Annotated in this window: 19 protein-coding genes; 9 read left to right on the forward strand and 10 right to left on the reverse strand. The window is 71.2% G+C overall.

Features of this window, described 5'->3' with window-relative positions; all coding sequences use genetic code 11:
- Positions 1-73: 73 nt before the first annotated feature.
- Together ACFVWY_RS27670 and ACFVWY_RS27675 are read left to right on the forward strand one after the other, a co-directional pair.
- Positions 74-1,186, forward strand: coding sequence for an ATP-binding cassette domain-containing protein (locus ACFVWY_RS27670; protein WP_389877213.1), 1,113 nt, complete (start codon positions 74-76; stop codon positions 1,184-1,186).
- Positions 1,183-2,040 (forward strand): ABC transporter permease subunit, encoded by an 858-nt coding sequence (locus ACFVWY_RS27675; RefSeq protein WP_389877214.1) that lies wholly within the window; start codon positions 1,183-1,185, stop codon positions 2,038-2,040. The genes ACFVWY_RS27670 and ACFVWY_RS27675 overlap by 4 nt, the downstream gene beginning before the upstream one ends.
- A 54-nt stretch (positions 2,041-2,094) precedes the next feature.
- On the opposite strand, the gene ACFVWY_RS27680 is transcribed toward ACFVWY_RS27675, so the two are convergent.
- Entirely contained in the window at positions 2,095-2,424 is a 330-nt protein-coding gene (locus tag ACFVWY_RS27680; protein WP_389877215.1) for an ATP/GTP-binding protein, read from the reverse strand.
- A 211-nt stretch (positions 2,425-2,635) separates the two neighbouring features.
- Between ACFVWY_RS27680 and ACFVWY_RS27685 the strand changes: the two genes are divergently transcribed.
- On the forward strand, positions 2,636-3,676 hold the full coding sequence (locus ACFVWY_RS27685; RefSeq protein ID WP_389877216.1) for an LLM class flavin-dependent oxidoreductase: 1,041 nt from the start codon (positions 2,636-2,638) through the stop codon (positions 3,674-3,676).
- Between the two features lie 111 nt (positions 3,677-3,787).
- On the opposite strand, the gene ACFVWY_RS27690 is transcribed toward ACFVWY_RS27685, so the two are convergent.
- Positions 3,788-4,180 carry an SCO5389 family protein gene (locus ACFVWY_RS27690; protein WP_389877217.1) on the reverse strand — a complete coding sequence of 131 codons (393 nt, stop codon included), beginning with the start codon at positions 4,178-4,180 and terminating at the stop codon, positions 3,788-3,790.
- A 270-nt stretch (positions 4,181-4,450) separates the two neighbouring features.
- On the opposite strand from ACFVWY_RS27690, the gene nucS reads away from it, so the two are divergent.
- On the forward strand, positions 4,451-5,122 hold the full coding sequence (nucS, locus tag ACFVWY_RS27695; RefSeq protein WP_389877218.1) for an endonuclease NucS: 672 nt from the start codon (positions 4,451-4,453) through the stop codon (positions 5,120-5,122).
- A gap of 69 nt (positions 5,123-5,191) precedes the next feature.
- Positions 5,192-5,890 (forward strand): 2-phosphosulfolactate phosphatase, encoded by a 699-nt coding sequence (locus tag ACFVWY_RS27700; protein ID WP_389877219.1) that lies wholly within the window; start codon positions 5,192-5,194, stop codon positions 5,888-5,890.
- On the opposite strand, the gene ACFVWY_RS27705 is transcribed toward ACFVWY_RS27700, so the two are convergent.
- The 3 genes from ACFVWY_RS27705 to ACFVWY_RS27715 form a co-directional block, all read right to left on the reverse strand.
- Positions 5,887-8,373, reverse strand: coding sequence for an ATP-binding protein (locus ACFVWY_RS27705; RefSeq protein ID WP_389877220.1), 2,487 nt, complete (start codon positions 8,371-8,373; stop codon positions 5,887-5,889). The genes ACFVWY_RS27700 and ACFVWY_RS27705 overlap by 4 nt on opposite strands.
- A gap of 242 nt (positions 8,374-8,615) precedes the next feature.
- The gene (locus ACFVWY_RS27710; RefSeq protein ID WP_362621836.1) at positions 8,616-8,939 is read right to left on the reverse strand and encodes an STAS domain-containing protein; all 324 of its coding nucleotides are present in this window, start codon (positions 8,937-8,939) and stop codon (positions 8,616-8,618) included.
- A gap of 236 nt (positions 8,940-9,175) precedes the next feature.
- Complete coding sequence (locus ACFVWY_RS27715; protein WP_389877221.1) at positions 9,176-10,024, reverse strand: 3-hydroxyacyl-CoA dehydrogenase family protein; 849 nt, start codon at positions 10,022-10,024, stop codon at positions 9,176-9,178.
- Positions 10,025-10,228: 204 nt separating this feature from the next.
- Between ACFVWY_RS27715 and ACFVWY_RS27720 the strand changes: the two genes are divergently transcribed.
- A complete protein-coding gene (locus tag ACFVWY_RS27720) occupies positions 10,229-10,801 on the forward strand; it encodes a cob(I)yrinic acid a,c-diamide adenosyltransferase (RefSeq protein WP_389877223.1) in 573 nt (190 codons plus the stop codon).
- A gap of 51 nt (positions 10,802-10,852) precedes the next feature.
- On the opposite strand, the gene ACFVWY_RS27725 is transcribed toward ACFVWY_RS27720, so the two are convergent.
- A complete protein-coding gene (locus ACFVWY_RS27725) occupies positions 10,853-11,398 on the reverse strand; it encodes a hypothetical protein (RefSeq protein ID WP_389877224.1) in 546 nt (181 codons plus the stop codon).
- Positions 11,399-11,553: 155 nt separating this feature from the next.
- Here ACFVWY_RS27725 and ACFVWY_RS27730 point away from each other — a divergent pair, with 155 nt between their 5' ends.
- From ACFVWY_RS27730 to ACFVWY_RS27740, 3 genes are all read left to right on the forward strand, one after another.
- Positions 11,554-12,750, forward strand: coding sequence for a sensor histidine kinase (locus ACFVWY_RS27730; protein ID WP_389877225.1), 1,197 nt, complete (start codon positions 11,554-11,556; stop codon positions 12,748-12,750).
- A complete protein-coding gene (locus ACFVWY_RS27735; protein WP_389877226.1) occupies positions 12,747-13,397 on the forward strand; it encodes a response regulator in 651 nt (216 codons plus the stop codon). Before ACFVWY_RS27730 ends, ACFVWY_RS27735 begins: the two co-directional genes overlap by 4 nt.
- Before the next feature lie 168 nt (positions 13,398-13,565).
- On the forward strand, positions 13,566-15,443 hold the full coding sequence (locus ACFVWY_RS27740) for a glycosyl hydrolase family 18 protein (RefSeq protein ID WP_389877227.1): 1,878 nt from the start codon (positions 13,566-13,568) through the stop codon (positions 15,441-15,443).
- Between the two features lie 138 nt (positions 15,444-15,581).
- Here the strand turns inward: ACFVWY_RS27740 and ACFVWY_RS27745 are convergent, their stop codons facing one another.
- The 4 genes from ACFVWY_RS27745 to ACFVWY_RS27760 form a co-directional block, all read right to left on the reverse strand.
- A complete protein-coding gene (locus ACFVWY_RS27745; protein WP_389877326.1) occupies positions 15,582-16,028 on the reverse strand; it encodes a DUF2550 domain-containing protein in 447 nt (148 codons plus the stop codon).
- Between the two features lie 145 nt (positions 16,029-16,173).
- Positions 16,174-16,548, reverse strand: a complete 375-nt coding sequence (locus ACFVWY_RS27750) for a F0F1 ATP synthase subunit epsilon (protein WP_093898532.1) — start codon at positions 16,546-16,548, stop codon at positions 16,174-16,176.
- A 109-nt stretch (positions 16,549-16,657) separates the two neighbouring features.
- Positions 16,658-18,100 (reverse strand): F0F1 ATP synthase subunit beta, encoded by a 1,443-nt coding sequence (atpD, locus tag ACFVWY_RS27755; protein ID WP_389877229.1) that lies wholly within the window; start codon positions 18,098-18,100, stop codon positions 16,658-16,660.
- A complete protein-coding gene (locus ACFVWY_RS27760) occupies positions 18,100-19,014 on the reverse strand; it encodes a F0F1 ATP synthase subunit gamma (RefSeq protein ID WP_389877231.1) in 915 nt (304 codons plus the stop codon). The genes atpD and ACFVWY_RS27760 overlap by 1 nt, the downstream gene beginning before the upstream one ends.

Genomic DNA, 19,014 nt, shown 5'->3' on the forward strand with positions numbered 1-19,014 from the left:
CTTAACTCTTACGGGGGCGTGCGGCCACTCGGCCCTGCCCCGACGACAGAGTTTGAGTCGATGGGGCTGAAGCATGATCGAGGCAGTCGGCCTGACGAAGCGCTATGGCGCCAAGACGGCCGTGCACAACCTTTCCTTCCAGGTGCGGCCGGGTGCCGTCACCGGATTCCTCGGTCCCAACGGGTCGGGCAAGTCCACCACGATGCGCATGATCCTCGGCCTGGACCAGCCGACGTCGGGCAGCGTGACGATCGGCGGGCACCCGTACCGCACCCTGCCGAACGCGCCGCGCCAGGTGGGCGCGCTGCTGGACGCGAAGGCGGTGCACGGCGGGCGCAGCGCCCGCAGCCATCTGCTCTCGCTCGCCCAGCTCGCCGGCATCCCGGCCGCCCGGGTCGATGAGGTGCTCGGTGTCGTCGGGCTCCAGGACGTGGCACGCAGGCGTTCCAAGGGCTTCTCGCTCGGCATGGGGCAGCGGCTCGGGATCGCGGCGGCGCTGCTCGGCGACCCGCAGGTGCTGCTCTTCGACGAACCGGTCAACGGCCTGGACCCCGAGGGCATCCTCTGGGTCCGCAACCTGATGAAGATGCTGGCGTCCGAGGGCCGTACGGTCTTCGTCTCCAGCCATCTGATGAGCGAGATGGCCCTCACCGCCGACCACCTCATCGTGATCGGCCGGGGCCAGCTCCTCGCCGACATGAACGTCACCGAGTTCATCTCCGCGAACTCCGCCGACTTCGCCCGCGTCCGGGTCGCCGACGGCCCCGCCGAGGAGCGCGAGAAGCTCACCGCCTCGCTCATCGAGGCGGGCGGGCAGGTGCTGTCCGAGCCGGACGGCGGGCTGCGGGTCACCGGGCTGCCGCTGCCGCGGATCAGCGACGTGGCGCACGAGAGCGACGTCCGGCTGTGGGAGCTCTCGCCGCACCAGGCCTCGCTGGAGGAGGCGTACATGCGGATGACCCAGGGGGCCGTCGACTACCGCTCGACGACGGACCAGAAGGCCATGCTCCAGCCGCAGCCGCAGCACGGCTACGGGCAGCCGGGGTACGGACAGCCTCCGGCCCCCGAGGCGCCGCAGCAGAACTGGTACGCCCCTCCGCCGCCCGGACAGAACCCGTACGCGGCGCCCCCGGCCGCGGCCACCGCAGACCTGACCAAGCACGACACCAGCGAGGACGCCCGATGACCACGCCGCCGACACCGCAGGCACCGTCCCCGCAGGCACCCTCCCCGCAGTACGCCGCGCAGCCCGTCTACACCTCGCCGATCCCGGTGCGCGCGGCCACCCTCGGCGACGCGATCGCCTCCGAGTGGACCAAGATCCGTTCGGTCCGCTCCACGATGTGGACACTCGGCGTGATGATCGTGCTGCTGGTCGGGATCGGGGTGCTGGCCGCCGTCGCGATCGACGCCACCGGCTCCGACGTCGGCTCGACCCCGGTGCTCAGCTTCGGCTTCTTCGGGGTGCTGCTGGGCTCGCTCTGCGTGATCACGCTCGGGGTGCTGACCATCTCGTCGGAGTACGGAACGGGCATGATCCGCACGACGCTGACCGCCTGCCCCAGCCGCGGCCGGGTGCTCACCGCGAAGGCGGTCGTCTTCTTCCTGCTGACCTTCGTGATCACGACCGTGACGACCGCGGTGGTCGCGATGCTGCAGACCGCGATTATCGGCGGCGAAGCCGCCGGCGCCGCCGCGTGGCTGCGCGCGACGGTCGGGGTCGGCCTCTACATCGCCACGCTGGGGCTGCTCTCGCTCGCGGTCGGCGCCCTCATCCGGCACTCCGCCGGGGCGATCACCATCATGATCGGCGTGGTGCTGCTGCCGCTGGTGATGGCCATGTTCATGCTCGCGCAGTCGCTCGAAGACCTGCGGATGTGGCTCTTCGAGTACTCGATCCCCAACCAGCTCAGCGTCTTCTACGAGACGTCGGCCATCGATTCCGGGCCGTCCGGCTGGGAGCCGCTCTGGATCATGCTGGGCCTCACGGTGGTGGCCCTGTTCGGTGCGTTCCTCTCCCTGGACCGCCGGGACGTGTGACCCCGGGGGTACCGGACACACGGCCGCGACGCCGCGGCCGGCACCAAAGGCCCCTCAGTACCGAGGCGCGTTCCTGGACCGCTGCACCTGTGTGGTGCGGCGGTCCTTCGCGTTCCAGCAGGCCTTGTGCCAGTGCCTGCGGTCATCGATCCCCGCGTACGCGGACCAGGCCACCAGGTGCGGCGTACCGGGCGGGATCTCCTGGTCACAGCCGGGACAGCGGTAGCGCTTCCCGGCCGCGCTCGCGCCGCTGACCGGGCGGACCGACCACTCCTCGCCCCGCCACTCCTCGGCGTGTCCGCCGCCCCCGTACCGGCCCCCCGGCTCCGCGGTGCTGTCGTGAGGACTCTCGCCGCCTCGGGGGCGGTTGCGGCGCGGGGACACGTGTACACCTCTCAGGGCAGTCCGGACGGTTCCCGTCCAGCGTAGGGCCATTCGGCGGACCCGAGGCCCGGTGCCGCACGGGCGGACCCGTCAAAGAGGGTGAGTTACCGGAAAATCGCAACAACTTGCCCCAGGCCCGTGCCCTTGGCACGTGTCGGACGTTGTTGCTCTACAGGGGAGAGCCGCGTCGGCCACAAGGAGGCAATTGGCGATGCGCGTGGGAACGTTCGTACTGGCGGCCCAGTTTCCGGGGCAGGGGGCGGCGGAGGCGCTGCACCGCGCGATCCGGTCCACCGAGGTCGCGGAGGAGTCCGGGCTGGACTCGGTCTGGCTGGCGGAGCACCACTTCGTGCCGTACGGGGCCTGCCCGTCCGCCGTCACGCTGGCCGGGCTGCTCCTCGGCCGCACCCGCAGAATCCGGGTGGGCACGGCGGTGAGCGTGCTGCCGACCCAGCATCCGGTGACGCTGGGCGAGCAGGCCGCCCTGCTCCACCTCACCAGCGGCGGCCGGTTCAGCCTCGGCGTCGGCCGGGGCGGGCCCTGGGTGGACCTGGAGGTGTTCGGCGGGGGCCTGGAGGCGTACGAGAAGGGCTTCCCGGATTCCCTGGGGCTGCTGCTCGACTGGCTGCGCGAGCCCCGGGTGGCCGGACGCGGCGAGCGGTACGCCTTCCGCGAGGTCGCCGTGGTCCCCCGCGCCGACGAGCTGCTGACGGACGACGGGGAGGGCGTCCCCGGTCCCGAGGTGGTCGTCGCGTGCACCTCGCCGGGGACGGTGCGGCTCGCCGCGGAGCAGGGGCTGCCGATGCTGCTCGGGATGCACTGCGGGGACCAGGAGAAGGCGGACATGGTGGCGCTCTGGCGCTCCACCGCGCTGGCCGCGGGCCACCCACCGGAGCGCGTCCGGGCGGCCGGACACGTCTCCGCCGGGGTGGCCCAGATCGCCGACCGCCCCGAGGACGCGGTGGAGACGCTGGTGAAGGCGATGCCGGGCTGGCTCCGCCAGGGGCTGGGGGCCCATGTGACGGTCGACGGCCGCCACCGGGTGATGCGCGACCCGGTCGCGTACACGGAGCTGTTGTGCGGCCTGCATCCGGTCGGCCCGCCGCGACGTGCCGCCGACCGGCTCGCCGCCACCGCCGAGCGCACCGGCATCACCCGCTTCGCGCTGCTGGTGGAGGGGTCGGGAGAGCTCGCGGGCACGGAGGAGAACGTGACGCGGCTGGGCACCGAGGTGCTCCCGCTGCTCACCTGACACTCCCTTGGAGGCATGGGGCGCCTCCCCCGGGACCAGGGATCCGCCGGAGGTACGGAGCTGCCGCCCCGGAACCGGTCGCGCCACCGCGGCCCGGAACGGCAGCCGCCGTCAGCAGTCCCGCAGCACCGGCGACTGGTTGAGCAACTGGCCCCGCACCGAGGTGAATCGGGCCAGCCGGTCGTCGGCCGAGGCGTCCAGCGGGAACACCGCCACGCGGTGGCAGTTCTGGAATGCCAGACGCACCCCGAAGTGCCGCTGGAGCGCACCGCGGATCGCGTCGCTCGCAAGGGCGCGCAGCAACTGGCCGCGCGCCTGCTCGTTGGGCGGCGGCGTCTGGTTGTCGGCGAACTCCCCGCCGTCCACCTTCAGCTGAGCCACCAACGAACTGATCATCTCCCATGCGTAGGGCAGGGAGGTCCGGACGCAGTCGACGAAGTCGGCTTCGTCGACCTCGCCTCGCTCGGCCTGTTCCAACAGCGCCGGTGAGACGTCGAGCGACATGGGGTTCTCCTCTCGCGGCCCCGGCGCCGGGCCGGGGCCTTACGGGCTGGGAAGGAGAGCGGCGACGCACCGTACACGCGCGACGACCTCCTGCTTCCACGGTAAGGGTGCAGTCCGGCCCGCACCAGGAGATTGGGAACACAACCGGCCAATAACGAAGGCACGCAAAGAGGGGCAAGCCCGAACCGTGCTGCGCGGCAGTGGCCGAGGAGACGGGTGTGACGGGGGAGAATCGCGTGGAGCCCCTCCCGTCGAGTAGCGTTGCCGACCATGCGTCTCGTCATCGCCCGCTGTTCCGTGGACTACGCCGGCCGGCTCACGGCCCACCTGCCCTCCGCTCCTCGCCTGATCCTCGTGAAGGCCGACGGGAGTGTGTCGATCCACGCCGACGACAGGGCGTACAAACCACTCAACTGGATGTCACCTCCCTGCACCCTCAAGGAAGGCACCGGCGACAGCACGGGTGTCTGGACCGTGGTGAACAAGGCGGGCGAGAAACTGATCATCACGATGGAGGAGATCCTCCACGACTCGTCCCACGAGCTGGGAGTGGACCCGGGCCTCATCAAGGACGGCGTCGAGGCACACCTCCAGGAACTGCTCGCCGACCGGATCGAGACCCTCGGCGAGGGCTACACCCTGATCCGCCGGGAGTACTTCACCGCCATCGGCCCGGTCGACATCCTGTGCCGGGACTCCGACGGCCAGACCGTCGCGGTGGAGCTGAAGCGGCGTGGCGACATCGACGGCGTGGAGCAGCTGACCCGCTATCTGGAGCTGCTCAACCGCGATCCCCATCTCGCCCCGGTGCGCGGCATCTTCGCGGCACAGGAGATCAAGCCCCAGGCGCGGGTGCTGGCGACGGACCGCGGGATCGGCTGCGTCGTACTCGACTACGACGCACTGCGCGGCATCGAGGACGACAAGCTGCGCCTGTTCTGAGTCCCTGAGACCTCCGGCATGATCCACGCCCGCTCCCGTCGAGGGGCGGGCGTGGTTCATGATGCCCGGATGGACTCTCGATTCCTCGGCATACCCGAGCTGGACCACACCCCGTCCGTGGCGGTCGTCGTCGATGTCATGCGCGCGTACACGGTGGCCGCCTGGGCCTTCGCCCGGGGGGCCGAGAAGATCGTGCTCGCCGGGTCGCTGGAGGACGCACGGGCGCTCAAGGCCCGCCATCCGCAGTGGGCGGCGCTCAAGGACGGCCCGCCCGCGCCCGGGTTCGACCTGGTCAACTCACCGGGGCTGCTGCGCTCTGCCGACCTCGACGGGCGCACCGTCGTGCAGAAGACCACGGCGGGGACGGTCGGCGCCCTCGCGGTGCGGGACGCGTCGCTGGTGCTGTGCGCCGGTTTCGTGGTGGCGGAGGCCACGGCCCGGGTGCTGCGGGAGCGCGGCGGCGACAGCGTCACGTACGTGGTCACGGGCGAGGACGGGCGGGCCGACGAAGACCTGGCCTGCGCCCAGTACATCGCCCGCAGGGCCGCCGGGGCCGCGACGGACCCGGCCGGATACCTCCGACGCGGCGCCACGTCGCGCGCCGCCGCCGAGCTGACGGGGGGCGTACGCCGGGGCGCCCACCCCGACGACGTCGCCCTCTGCCTCGAACTCGACCGGTTCTCCTTCGCGATGGTGGCGACCGCGGAGGACGCGCTGATGGTCCTCCGCCCGTACGCCGTGCCGGAGGCGGCCCCGGAGGCTTCCTAGGCGATCTCCGGTTCCCCGTCCGCGTCGGCCGGTGCCGATGCCGAGGAGGGGCCGCTCGCCGCGTCGGAGATGTCCGGCGAGGACGGGTCCGGCTCGGTGGCCGTGTCCGTGGGGGTCGGGGACTCCGACTCCGTCTCCGTGGGGGTCGGGCTGGGCGGCTTCGGCGACGAGGGCGACGTCGTCGTGCTCTGCGGCCCGGACGGCTTGTGCGAGGACGGCGGGGTGCTGGAGGGGGTGTCCGACGACGGGGAGCCGCTCGGTCCGGTGGGGCTGGTGGACGGGTCGGCGCTGCCGCTGGGCGTGGTGCCGCTGCCGGACGGGCCGGGGGTGACGCTGCCGTCGGAGGCCGGGCCGCCGGACGTGGAGCCGTCCGCCGGGCTGTCGTCCGGGGCCTCCTCCTCGCCGTCCTCCTGGCTCTGCGTCTGCTCGGTCGTGACGTCCTGGTTGCCCTGGCCATCGTCACCGGAGGTCAGCCCGAGGGCCACCACGGTGCCGAGCACCCCGGTCAGCAGGATGCCCGCGACGGTGGCGACCAGATTGCGGCGGGCCCCGGCGAGCAGCGCGAAGCGGCCCTTCCCCGGTCCGGCCGGGGCCTTGGGGGCGTTCCGCCGCGGCATGGCCCCGCCGGTCCCGTACGGCCGGGCCGGGGTCTGCCCCACGACGGGCGTCACACGGGTGGCCGGCTCCCCGGCGTGGGACGCCACGGCGGGCAGCGGGGCCGTGACGGCGGCCGGGAGCTCCCCTTCCGGCGGGGTGAGGATCACCGGCAGCGGGCCGCCGGCGCGGTCCGCGACCAGGGCGAGGGCCCGCCGCCCGGCGACCGCGCCGGACTTGTCGGCGAGCGCCCCGCGCATGCCGATCGAGGTCTCCAGCTCGGCCCTGGCCCGGTCGGGGTTCCCGGTGAGGAGCGCGAGCACGCCCAGCTCGTGGTGGAAGTACGCCTCCTCGGCGACCTCCCCGGCGATCCTGGCCGCCTCCTGGCCGATCCGCAGCGCCCGCTCCCAGGTTCCCCAGTGCAGCCCCGCCGCGAAGGCCGGGGCGGCGCTGCGGGCCAGCAGCACGGCCACGCTGGTCTGTCCGGCCCCGTCCCCGGGCACCAGCTGGGCCATCGCCGCGAGGACCGCGTCCGCCTCGGCCGTCACCCGCTCGGGGGTGACCGAGGGGTGCCCGGCCCACCAGGCGTAGTGCTGGGCCACGGTCCGCGCGCGCTCGGCAGCGCCGTCGCCGTACCCGGCGGCCTCCAGCTGGGTCACCACTCCGGCGGCCAGCCGGTAGCGGGGCCCGGCCGGGGAGAGCAGCCCGCAGCCGGCCAGCTCGCCGAGCGCGGCGTCCGCGTGGGTGTCCCCGGTCAGGGCCGGAAGGTGGGCCTGGTGCGGCACCTCGCCGCCGAGCGCCACCGCGAAGCGCAGGGTGTCGCGGGCGGTCCCGCTGAGCCGGGAGGCGAGCAGGGCGGCCGGTGCCGCACCCTCCCCGAGGCTGGGCAGCGGTATGTGGACGCCGTCGACGTCCGGGTCGTGCCCGAACGGGACGTCCTGCGGCGGGCCGTCCTGGCCGCACGGCTCGGGGTCGGCGCGCAGCAGGTCGCGCTGGCGCAGCAGGGCCCCGGCCTGGACGAAGCGCAGCGGCAGGCCCTCGGACTCGAACCAGAGGTCGCCCGCCCAGTTCCGCTCGTCCTCGGTGAGCGGGCGCTCGACGGCCCGCTCCAGCAGCTCGACGGCGGCTCCGCGGCCGAGGCCCGCCAGGAAGACCTCTTCGAGCTGGGAGTCCGTGGTGGGCGCGGCGACATCGGGCACCGTCGCGAACAGGAAGGCGCACTCCGGGGTGGCGTCGAGGAGCTCTTCCAGCGCGGTGCCGCCGAACTCCAGGTCGTCCAGGAGCACGACGGCGCCGATGCGGCGGACCGCGTCCAGCAGCTGGGCCCGGTCGGGGCGGTGATCCGGTGCGTCGTGGACCGCGTCGTAGAGGGCGTACAGGAGGTCGGTGGCGGTGCGCTTGCAGCCGCTGAGGCGTACGACGCCGTCGGGGGCCAGGTCGGCGCAGTCGGCGGCGACGGCGTCCAGCAGCGCCGTACGGCCGGAGCCCCCCGGTCCGGTGAGCCGCACCGAGCGGCCCTGGGTGAGCAGGCGCACCAGCCGCTCGCGCTCCCCCGCACGCTCCAGGAGGGGCAGCTGCGGGGAGGGCGGGCCCGGGGGCACGGGCGGTGCGGCGGCGCGTTCACGGCCGGTGCGCCCGGCCTCGGTGCGCCGGGCGGGCGGGCCGGGGCGCTCCCCGGGCGGGCAGGCTTCGATCTCGCTGCCGTCGACCGGGTTGACGGTGAGGAGGCAGTCACCCGATATGAGCCGGACGACACGGGCCTGCGGCGGAGTCGGCCGTCCGGGGTCCGGGCTCAGCTGGCCGCGTACCGGTCTCCTGGGCCCGGGGCCCGTCCCGGCGCCTTCGTTGTCCCGGCCGTACTGTTCCGGTCCCCGGTGTGTCGGGTCCATCGACAAAGCCCCCAGACGCGTCGCGCACGATTGCCCCTCCCGGCCTCGCACGCCCCGCAGTCGCTTCTGGTCCGGTGCCCGCCCGGTGGGTTCCCGTCAATCGGCGGACGGCCGAACCCTAGACCGTCGCACGGTGTCCCCGCACAGTCGGGGGGCCGCGCCGCCCGAAGCGCGCTGTCTCGTACGGATTGCGCGGGTGTGTCCGTGGCGCGTCGGCAAGGGCTTCGGCTGGCTGGAACCGCTCAGACCCGGGGCAGCGAGTCGGCGGCGATTCCGCCCTCGATGGCCAGAATACGATGCAGCCGGGTCGCCACCAGGAGGCGCTGCATCTGCGGCGGCACTCCGCGGAGCACCAGCCGCCGCCCCGCCCGCCCGGCCCGGCGGTGGGCACCCATGATGACGCCGAGTCCGGTGGCGTCCCAGGAGTCCAGCTCGGTCAGGTCGAGCACCAGATCGCCGGCGCCGTCATCGAGGGCGGAGTGCAGGGCCGTACGGGCGTCCGCCGCGCTTCGGACGTCGAGGCGGCCCCCGACGACCAGTTCGGCGTGGTCGCCCCTGATGTGCATATGCGCTCCCCTGGAATGCTCCGTAGCAAGGTTCGTCTGTCTGTTCTGTCTCTGCCACAACTGACTCCGGCAGAGACAGGGAAGTTTCCGTCTGTAAGCGAACCGATACCGAATTCACCCCGTGGAGTGACCGAGGTGCGGCGAAAGCCGGATCGGGTCCACCGTTCCCGGGGCTTCTTCCCCGGCCCTGAGGGGGCTGGCCGACGGCGGGTCAGCCCCCTCAGGACCGGAAACGATCAGTACGTGTAGAAGCCCTGCCCGCTCTTGCGGCCGATGTCACCTGCGTCCACCATCCGGCGCATCAGCTCCGGAGCGGCGAACTTCTCGTCCTGCGACTCGGTGTAGATGTTGCCCGTGGCGTGCAGCAGGATGTCGACACCGGTCAGGTCCGCGGTGGCGAGCGGGCCCATGGCGTGGCCGAAACCGAGCTTGCAGGCGATGTCGATGTCCTCGGCCGAGGCGACGCCCGACTCGTACAGCTTGGCCGCCTCGACGACCAGCGCCGAGATCAGCCGGGTGGTGACGAAACCGGCCACGTCGCGGTTGACGACGATGCAGGTCTTGCCGACGGACTCGGCGAACTCCCGTGCGGTGGCGAGGGTTTCGTCGCTGGTCTTGTAGCCGCGTACCAGCTCGCAGAGCTGCATCATCGGGACCGGCGAGAAGAAGTGCACGCCGACGACGCGCTCGGGACGCTCCGTCACGGCCGCGATCTTGGTGATCGGGATGGCGGAGGTGTTGGAGGCGAGGACGGTGTCGTCCCGGACGATCTTGTCGAGGGAGCGGAAGATCTCGTGCTTGACCTCCAGCTTCTCGAAGACGGCCTCGACGACGATGTCCGCGTCAGCGACCGCGTCGAGGTCGGTGGTGGCCGTGATGCGGGCCAGCGCGGCCTCGGCGTCGGCGGCGTCCAGCTTGCCCTTGGAGACGAACTTGTCGTACGACGCCTTGATGCCGTCGCGGCCGCGGGCCAGGGCCTCGTCCGTGACATCGCGCAGCACCACGTCCCAGCCTGCCTGGGCGGAGACCTGCGCGATGCCCGACCCCATGAGTCCGGCTCCGATGACGGCGAGCTTCCTGGCCACGTCTGCACCCCTTGGTTTCGTGTCCGCCTCTGCAGCTGGTCTCTGCACGGCGCGTCCTCACGCTTTTTCACATACTCTCCGGCGGAGATTAGTACCCGTGAGGGACACTGGGGCCCTGAAGAGATGCGCGTCACGTCTCACATGACGGACATCACACCGGCAGGGGTCATCCGGCGGCGCACCGGGCGTAGTTACGCTGACGGCATGGTCAATCTGACACGTATCTACACCCGCACCGGCGACCAGGGCACCACCGCGCTGGGCGACATGAGCCGCACCGCCAAGACCGATCTGCGGATCTCCGCGTACGCCGACACCAACGAGGCCAATGCCGTCATCGGGACCGCGATCGCGCTCGGGCAGCTCCCCGGGGATGTGGTGCAGGTCCTCGTCCGCGTGCAGAACGACCTGTTCGACGTGGGCGCCGACCTGTCGACCCCGGTCGTCGAGGACCCGAAGTACCCGCCGCTGCGGGTGGAACAGAGCTATGTCGACAAACTGGAGGAGGACTGCGACCTCTTCCTGGCGGAGCTGGAGAAGCTGCGCAGCTTCATCCTGCCGGGCGGTACGCCCGGGGCGGCGCTGCTGCACCAGGCGTGCACGGTGGTCCGGCGCGCGGAGCGCTCCACGTGGGCGGCGCTGGAGGTGCACGGTGACGTGATGAACGCGCTGACCGCCACGTACCTCAACCGCCTCTCCGACCTGCTGTTCATCCTCGCGAGGACGGCGAACAAGGAGGTCGGGGACGTGCTGTGGGTGCCGGGCGGTGAGCGGTAGCGGGAGCGGCGGCCGGACGGGCCCGTACCCCCGCGACGGGCCCGTCCGATGTCAGGGGGCGGCCTTCGGCTCCTGCTTCGGGAACACCGTGTAGCCCACGGCGATGACCAGATTGATCCCGATGAGCCACAGCATCTTCTCCTGCCACATCCGCAGCGAGGACACGTCCCCGTCCCCGCCCACGTACCAGACGGCCGCCTGGAGCAGCGCCAGCGCGGTCACCGCCGCGGCCGTCCAGCGCCCGGCGACCCGCCACTCGTGCACCGCGCGCGCCATGCCGTACTTCGGCGGCTTCACCGGTGGCGGACCGCCCGCGTAGCGGTGGGCGACCCGGGCGTCGGCCCAGCGGATCGTGGAGTGGCCGAGTCCCACCGTGAAGCCGATGTAGACCGCGGCGAGACCGTGCTTCCAGTCGGGCTGCGCCCCGTTCTTCAGGTCGATGGCGGTCACCACCAGCAGGACGATCTCCAGCAGCGGCTCGCACAGCAGTACGGCCGCCCCGAGCCTCGGCCGCTTCGCCCAGTACCGCAGGGCCAGCCCGGCCACCAGCAGCACCCAGAAGGCGACCTCGCAGAGCACGATCAGCGTGACGATCACAGTGCCTCTCCTTTCTTCCCCTGGCCCCCAGCTTTCCGGCTGTCCGGGGCGGGTTCGTCGTCGGCGATGACGAACCCGCACTGCATCCTTCGATGTACTGACACCTCCCCCCGGGACACGAGGCCGGGGCCGCGGTCACCGTGTTGGATGGAAGGGTGTTCACCCTTTCGCGCCCGCACCGCCACGATGTGCTCCTGGCCGTACTCGGCCTGGCCGGCGGTGTGCTCCTGTGGCTCCTCGGCCTGCACCTCCAGAGCGACCGCGCCTTCATGGCCCCCTGGGTCTGCCTGGTGCCGCTCGCCGTGGTCTCCGGGCTCGAACTGCTCCGCAGGACCGCCCCGCAGACGGCCTTGGTCATCGGTACGTTCGCCCTGGTCGCGGACCAGTTCACGGTCGGGAACCTGGCGACGGTCCTGATGTTCACGGACCTGGTCTACGCGGCCGTGCTGTACGGAACGCCGTCCGCCGCCCGCCGCATCCCGGTGACCACGTTCCTGATCATGGTCGCGGTCACGGTCGGCTTCCTGGCCTGGTTCCGCAATCCGCAGGCACTGCTCATCGGCGTCGTCACCGGCATGATCTCGTTCGGCCCCGCCCTCACCGCGGTGAGCGTCCGCAACCACCGGGACGCCGCCACGACGGCCCGGCTGCACGCCGAGCAGACCGCGCTGCTCGCGGAGATGGACCGGACCCAGGCGGTGACCGCGGAGCGCACCCGGATGGCCCGTGAACTCCACGACATGGTGGCCAACCACCTCTCCGCGATCGCCATCCACTCCACCGCCGCCCTCTCCATCGACGACCCGGAGACCTCGCGCCAGGCGCTCGGGGTCATCCGGGAGAACAGCGTCGACGGCCTCGCGGAGATGCGCCGGCTCATCGGGCTGCTGCGCACCGGGGACACCGCCGCGCAGCCCGCCCCCTCCCCCACCCTCGCCTCGCTGGACGCGCTGGTCGAGCAGGCCCGTACCAACGCCGCGTCCAGCGGCCTGAGCTGCGCCTTCGAGGACACCCGGGAGGAGCGGGGCCCGCTGGCGGCCCCGGTCGAGCTGGCCGCGTACCGGATCGTCCAGGAGTCCCTGACGAACGCGCTCAAGCACGCCGCGCCGGGCCCGGTCACGGTGCGGCTCGGGCAGAGCGGGCAGTCGCTCACGGTGGAGGTGAGCAGTGCGCTCGGGGAGCGCCGCGGGCCGCGGGCGCCGGGTTCGGGGGCCGGTCTGGTGGGGATGCGGGAGCGGGTGGCACTGCTGGGCGGCACGATCGACGCGGGCCCGTCGACGGCCGTCGGCGGCAGGGGGATCTGGCGGGTACGGGCGGAACTGCCCGTGGAGGAAGGAGTGTCCGGACGATGACGATCCGGGTTGTGGTCGCCGAGGACCAGTCGGCCGTGCGGGCGGGGCTGGTGCTCATCCTGCGCAGCGCGCCCGACATCGAGGTGGCGGGCGAGGCCGGGGACGGCGAGGAGGCGGTGCGGCTGGCCCGTGAACTCCGGCCGGATCTGGTGCTGATGGACGTACAGATGCCGCGGCTCGACGGAGTGTCGGCGACCGCGCGGGTGGTGGCCGAGCGGCTCGCGGACGTCCTGGTGCTCACCACGTTCGATCTGGACGAGTACGTCTTCGGGGCGCTGCGGGCGGGGGCCGCGGGTTTCCTGCTGAAGAACACCAACGCGCACGATCTGCTCGACGCCGTCCGCACCGTGGCGAGGGGCGAGGGGCTGATCGCCCCGGCCGTGACGCGTCGGCTGATCGCCGAGTTCGCCGGGACGGCTCCGGTGCCCCCGCCGAACGCCCCCGATCCAGGAATGCTCGACGCCCTCACGCGGCGGGAGCGGGAAGTGCTGGGATGCCTCGGTGAGGGGCTGTCGAACGCGGAAATCGCGGTCCGGCTCTCGATGGCGGAAGCCACCGTGAAAACCCATGTGAGCAGGCTGTTGGGGAAGCTGGGGCTGCGCAGCCGGGTTCAGGCGGCGGTCCTGGCACAGGAGTTGGGCATCTGAGGCGATGAACTGATCTTTGGTCCAGACCTCTTGACGATTGGTCCAGACCTTCCTAATCTCACCGAACACACTGCGGTGAGCACGCCATGACAAGGCGCGCTCTGGGCGGCGCAGGGTTGCAGTCCACGGACCACCCCCGATTGTCCGGACCTCACCCGAGGAGCACCGTTGAGCACTCAAAACCCCCTACGCCGGACCCGATTCAGACTCGGGACCGGCAGAGCCACCAGAAGCAAGGCGGTCGCGGGCCTCACCGCGCTGCTGCTTCCACTCGCCGCGATGGTCGGCCTGGCCGCCCCGGCCGAGGCCGCCGGTTCGGCGACCGCCTCCTTCGTCAAGAAGTCCGACTGGGGCAGCGGCTTCGAAGGCCAGTGGACGGTGAAGAACACCGGCACCACCGCGCTGTCCTCCTGGACCATCGAGTGGGACTTCCCCTCCGGCACCGCGGTCGGCTCCGCCTGGGACGCCACCGTCACCAGCTCCGGCACCCACTGGACCGCGAAGAACCTCGGCTGGAACGGTACGGTCGCCCCCGGCGCCTCCGTCAGCTTCGGCTTCAACGGCACCGGCACCGGCGCCCCCGCCGGGTGCAAGCTGAACGGCGCCTCCTGCGACGGCGGCAGTGTCCCGGGCGACAACGCCCCCTCCGCCCCCGGCGCCCCCACCGCGAGCGGCATCACCGACACCTCGGTCAAGCTGAGCTGGACCGCCGCCACCGATGACAACGGCATCAAGAACTACGACGTCCTGCGGGACGGCGCGGTCGTGTCGACGGTCACCGGTACGACGTACACCGACTCCGGCCTCAAGGCCGGTACGGACTACTCGTACACCGTGCAGGCCCGTGACACCGCCAACCAGACCGGCCCGGTCAGCGGCGCGGTCAAGGTGCACACCACCGGCGGCGGCGGCAACCCCGACCCGGGCACCGGCGGCAAGGTCAACCTCGGCTACTTCACCGACTGGGGCGTCTACGGGCGCAACTACCACGTCAAGAACCTGGACACCTCCGGTTCCGCCGCGAAGATCACGCACATCAACTACGCCTTCGGCAACGTCCAGGGCGGCAAGTGCACGATCGGCGACTCGTACGCCGACTACGACATGGCGTACACCGCCGACAAGTCGGTCGACGGCGTCGCCGACACCTGGGACCAGCCGCTGCGAGGCAGCTTCAACCAGCTGCGCAAGCTCAAGGCGAAGTACCCGCACATCAAGGTCCTGTGGTCGTTCGGCGGCTGGACCTGGTCCGGCGGCTTCGGTGAGGCCGCCAAGAACCCGGCCGCGTTCGCCGATTCCTGCTACAAGCTGGTGGAGGACCCCCGCTGGGCCGATGTCTTCGACGGCATCGACATCGACTGGGAGTACCCCAACGCCTGCGGCCTGACCTGCGACACCAGCGGCCCAGCCGCCCTGAAGGGCCTCACCACGGCACTGCGCACCAAGTTCGGCGGCAACAACCTGGTCACCGCCGCCATCACCGCCGACGGCTCCGACGGCGGCAAGATCGACCTCACCGACTACGCCGGCGCCGCCCAGTCCCTGGACTGGTACAACGTGATGACGTACGACTTCTTCGGCGCCTGGGACGCCAAGGGCCCCACCGCCCCGCACTCCCCGCTCACCTCGTACAACGGCATCCCGCAGGCCGGCTTCAGCTCCGCCGACGCCATCGCCAAGCTGAAGACCCAGGGCGTCCCCGCCTCCAAGCTGCTCCTCGGCATCGGCTTCTACGGCCGCGGCTGGACCGGCGTCACCCAGGACGCCCCCGGCGGCACCGCCACCGGAGCCGCCCCCGGCACCTACGAGGCCGGCATCGAGGACTACAAGGTCCTCAAGAACAGCTGCCCCTCCACCGGCACCGTCGCCGGAACCGCCTACGCCCACTGCGGAACGAACTGGTGGAGCTACGACACCCCCGCCACCATCACCTCCAAGATGACCTGGGCCAAGAGCCAGGGCCTCGGCGGCGCGTTCTTCTGGGAATTCAGCGGTGACACCACCAACGGCGAACTCGTCAGCGCCATCAACAGCGGCCTGAAGTAGCCCCCCGCGCGGTCCGAGCAACCCCCCACCGGCACCGCACAGCACCACCCCGCAAAGCAGCCGGGGAGACAGGTCCGCCCCCTGTCTCCCCGGCTTTTCGTCTTGTCACGGCCGGGCCCCGGGCCCCGCCGGCGGCACTCAGGCCACGTTCACCCGCTGGCCGGGCGGCGCCGCCTCCAGCCAGGCGAGGAAACCGGTCAGCGCGTCCTCGCTCATGGCCAGCTCCAGGCGGGTCTCCTCATGGAGACAGCCGAGCACCACCGCGTCGGACAGGAGCGCCAGCTCCTCCTCGCCCTCGGGCAGCCGCCGGGCGACCACCTCGATCGAGGCGCGCTCCAGGACACGGCGCGGACGGGGCGCGTACGAGAAGACCCGGAACCAGTCGATCCGATCCTCGCTGTACCGGGCGACGCCGTACACCCAGCCCTTGCCGGAGAGATCGGGCTCCTCCGGAACATCCCACCGCAGGCTGCAGTCGAAGGTCCCGCCGGAACGCTGGATCAGCCGTCGGCGCAGGCCGAAGACGAAGAGCCCCACCAGAACCAGGGCGACGACCAGGCCGCCCACCCACAGCGCGAGGAACATCTCCACCGACCTCCTCGCGTCGTCGAGTAACGAATACCACCCGGACCTGCCCACCCGCACCTGCATCGCCTCAGCCGCGGCCCGGTCTGGAGGGGTACTCCAGCTCAGGCCGCGGCTGAGGGTAAAGCTACGTGGTCGCGGTGCGCTAGCGCACCGCCACCGCGCGCAGTCGCACTTCGGCGCGCCGCTCGGAAGCAGCGTCCGTGTCCGACTTCGCACGCTCCAGCGCACGCTCGGCGCGCTGGACATCGATCTCGTCCGCAAGCTCGGCAATCTCCGCGAGCAGCGAGAGCTTGTCGTCAGCGAACGAGATGAATCCGCCGTGCACAGCGGCGACCACGGTGCCGCCGTCGCTCGTACGGATGGTCACCGGGCCCGATTCCAGCACACCCAGAAGCGGCTGGTGACCGGGCATGACGCCGATGTCGCCGGACGTGGTGCGCGCGACGACCAGGGTGGCCTCGCCGGACCAGACACTGCGGTCCGCGGCGACCAGCTCGACGTGCAGCTCAGCAGCCAAGGGTGGCTCCTCGGGTCACCACCCGGCCGTTCCGCCGGGTGTTGGGTCAATTCTAAGGGGCGTGGTGAGGGGGACGGGACACACCCGTCCCCCTCGGTGAGCCATGGGCTCAGGAGACGCCGAGCTCCTTGGCGTTGGCCTTCAGGTCCTCGATGCCACCGCACATGAAGAACGCCTGCTCGGGGAAGTGGTCGTACTCACCGTCGCAGATCGCGTTGAACGCGGCGATCGACTCGTCCAGCGGCACGTCCGAACCGTCCACGCCGGTGAACTGCTTGGCGACGTGGGTGTTCTGCGACAGGAAGCGCTCGACACGGCGGGCACGCTGGACGACCAGCTTGTCCTCCTCGCCCAGCTCGTCCATACCGAGGATGGCGATGATGTCCTGGAGGTCCTTGTACTTCTGGAGGATCCCCTTGACGCGCATGGCGGCGTCGTAGTGGTCCTGCGCGATGTAACGCGGGTCCAGGATGCGGGACGTGGAGTCCAGCGGGTCCACGGCCGGGTAGATGCCCTTCTCGGAGATCGGACGGGAGAGAACCGTCGTCGCGTCGAGGTGGGCGAACGTGGTGGCCGGGGCCGGGTCGGTCAGGTCGTCCGCGGGGACGTAGATCGCCTGCATCGAGGTGATCGAGTGACCACGGGTCGACGTGATGCGCTCCTGCAGCAGACCCATCTCGTCGGCCAGGTTCGGCTGGTAACCCACCGCGGACGGCATACGGCCGAGCAGGGTGGACACCTCGGAACCGGCCTGGGTGTACCGGAAGATGTTGTCGATGAAGAAGAGCACGTCCTGCTTCTGCACATCGCGGAAGTACTCCGCCATGGTCAGACCGGCCAGCGCCACACGCAGACGCGTGCCCGGCGGCTCGTCCATCTGGCCGAAGACGAGCGCCGTCTTGTCGATGACGCCCGAGTCGGCCATTTCCTCGATGAGGTCGTTGCCCTCACGGGTGCGCTCACCGACACCGGCGAACACCGACACACCGTCGTGGTTGTTGGCCACGCGGTAGATCATTTCCTGGATCAGCACGGTCTTGCCGACACCGGCACCACCGAACAGACCGATCTTTCCACCCTTGACGTACGGGGTGAGAAGGTCGATGACCTTGACGCCGGTCTCGAACATCTCGGTCTTGGACTCGAGCTGGTCGAAGTTGGGCGCCTTGCGGTGGATCGACCAGCGCTCGGTGACCTCCGCGTTGGCCTCGGGCTTGTTCAGGATCTCGCCGAGGGTGTTGAACACCTTGCCCTTGGTGATGTCACCGACGGGGACCATGATGCCCTCGCCCGTGTCGGTCACCGGGGCCTGGCGGACCAGGCCGTCGGTGGGCTGCATCGAGATCGCGCGGACCACACCGTCGCCGAGGTGCTGGGCGACTTCCAGGGTCAGCGTCTTGAGCTTGCCGTCCTCGGCCGGGTCGGCCACCTGGACGGTCAGCGCGTTGTAGATGTCCGGCATCGCGTCGACGGGGAACTCCACGTCGACGACCGGGCCGATGACCCGGGCGACGCGGCCCGTGGCAACGGCCGTCTCAACTGTCGTCGTCATTACTTGTCACTCCCCGCGGTCGCGTCGGCCAGCGCACTGGCACCACCGACGATCTCGCTGATTTCCTGGGTGATTTCGGCCTGGCGGGCCGCGTTGGCAAGCCGGGAGAGCGTCTTGATGAGCTCACCGGCATTGTCGGTGGCGGACTTCATCGCGCGGCGGCGGGCGGCGTGCTCGGAAGCAGCGGCCTGCAGCAGCGCGTTGTAGATCCGGCTCTCGACGTACCGCGGAAGCAGGGCGTCGAGGACGTCCTCCGCCGACGGCTCGAACTCGAACAGCGGCAGGATCTCGCCCTTGCCGTCCTCGTCCTTCGTCGCATCGAGACTGAGCGGCAGCATCCGGTCGTCGATGGCGTTCTGCGTCATCATCGACACGAACTCCGTGAAGACGATGTGCAGCTCGTCGACACCGCCGTCGGCGGTCTCCTGGGTGACCGCCTCGATCAGCGGCGCCGCGGCCCGCTTGGCGTCCGCGTACGTCGGGGCATCGGTGAAGCCGGTCCACGAGTCCGCGATCTTGCGCTCACGGAAGCCGTAGTAGGCGACGCCCTTGCGGCCGATCACGTAGGTGACGACCTCCTTGCCCTCGCCCCGAAGCCGCTCGGTCAGTCGGTCCGCGGCCTTGATGGCGTTGGAGGAGTAACCGCCGGCCAGACCGCGGTCGCTCGTGATGAGCAGGATCGCGGCCCGGACCGGAGTGTCGGCCTCGGTCGTCAGCGGGTGCTTGGTGGTGGAGCCGGTCGCCACCGCGGTCACCGCACGGGTGAGCTCGGTCGCGTACGGCGTAGATGCCGCCACCTGGCGCTGCGCCTTGACGATGCGCGAGGCGGCGATCATCTCCATCGCCTTGGTGATCTTCTTCGTGGCGGAGACGGAGCGGATGCGGCGCTTGTAAACGCGAAGCTGAGCGCCCAT

This window comes from Streptomyces sp. NPDC058195 (assembly GCF_042883525.1).
Lineage (GTDB): Bacteria > Actinomycetota > Actinomycetes > Streptomycetales > Streptomycetaceae > Streptomyces.

Bases quoted from the DNA above. Each gene is read 5' to 3' on its own strand.
- ACFVWY_RS27670 (WP_389877213.1), top strand. From the start codon at position 74: ATGATCGAGGCAGTCGGCCTGACGAAGCGCTATGGCGCCAAGACGGCC.
- ACFVWY_RS27675 (WP_389877214.1), top strand. From the start codon at position 1,183: ATGACCACGCCGCCGACACCGCAGGCACCGTCCCCGCAGGCACCCTCC.
- ACFVWY_RS27685 (WP_389877216.1), top strand. From the start codon at position 2,636: ATGCGCGTGGGAACGTTCGTACTGGCGGCCCAGTTTCCGGGGCAGGGG.
- ACFVWY_RS27690 (WP_389877217.1), bottom strand. From the start codon at position 4,180: ATGTCGCTCGACGTCTCACCGGCGCTGTTGGAACAGGCCGAGCGAGGC.
- nucS (WP_389877218.1), top strand. From the start codon at position 4,451: ATGCGTCTCGTCATCGCCCGCTGTTCCGTGGACTACGCCGGCCGGCTC.
- ACFVWY_RS27700 (WP_389877219.1), top strand. From the start codon at position 5,192: ATGGACTCTCGATTCCTCGGCATACCCGAGCTGGACCACACCCCGTCC.
- ACFVWY_RS27705 (WP_389877220.1), bottom strand. From the start codon at position 8,373: ATGGACCCGACACACCGGGGACCGGAACAGTACGGCCGGGACAACGAA.
- ACFVWY_RS27710 (WP_362621836.1), bottom strand. From the start codon at position 8,939: ATGCACATCAGGGGCGACCACGCCGAACTGGTCGTCGGGGGCCGCCTC.
- ACFVWY_RS27720 (WP_389877223.1), top strand. From the start codon at position 10,229: ATGGTCAATCTGACACGTATCTACACCCGCACCGGCGACCAGGGCACC.
- ACFVWY_RS27735 (WP_389877226.1), top strand. From the start codon at position 12,747: ATGACGATCCGGGTTGTGGTCGCCGAGGACCAGTCGGCCGTGCGGGCG.
- ACFVWY_RS27745 (WP_389877326.1), bottom strand. From the start codon at position 16,028: ATGTTCCTCGCGCTGTGGGTGGGCGGCCTGGTCGTCGCCCTGGTTCTG.
- atpD (WP_389877229.1), bottom strand. From the start codon at position 18,100: ATGACGACGACAGTTGAGACGGCCGTTGCCACGGGCCGCGTCGCCCGG.
- ACFVWY_RS27760 (WP_389877231.1), bottom strand. From the start codon at position 19,014: ATGGGCGCTCAGCTTCGCGTTTACAAGCGCCGCATCCGCTCCGTCTCC.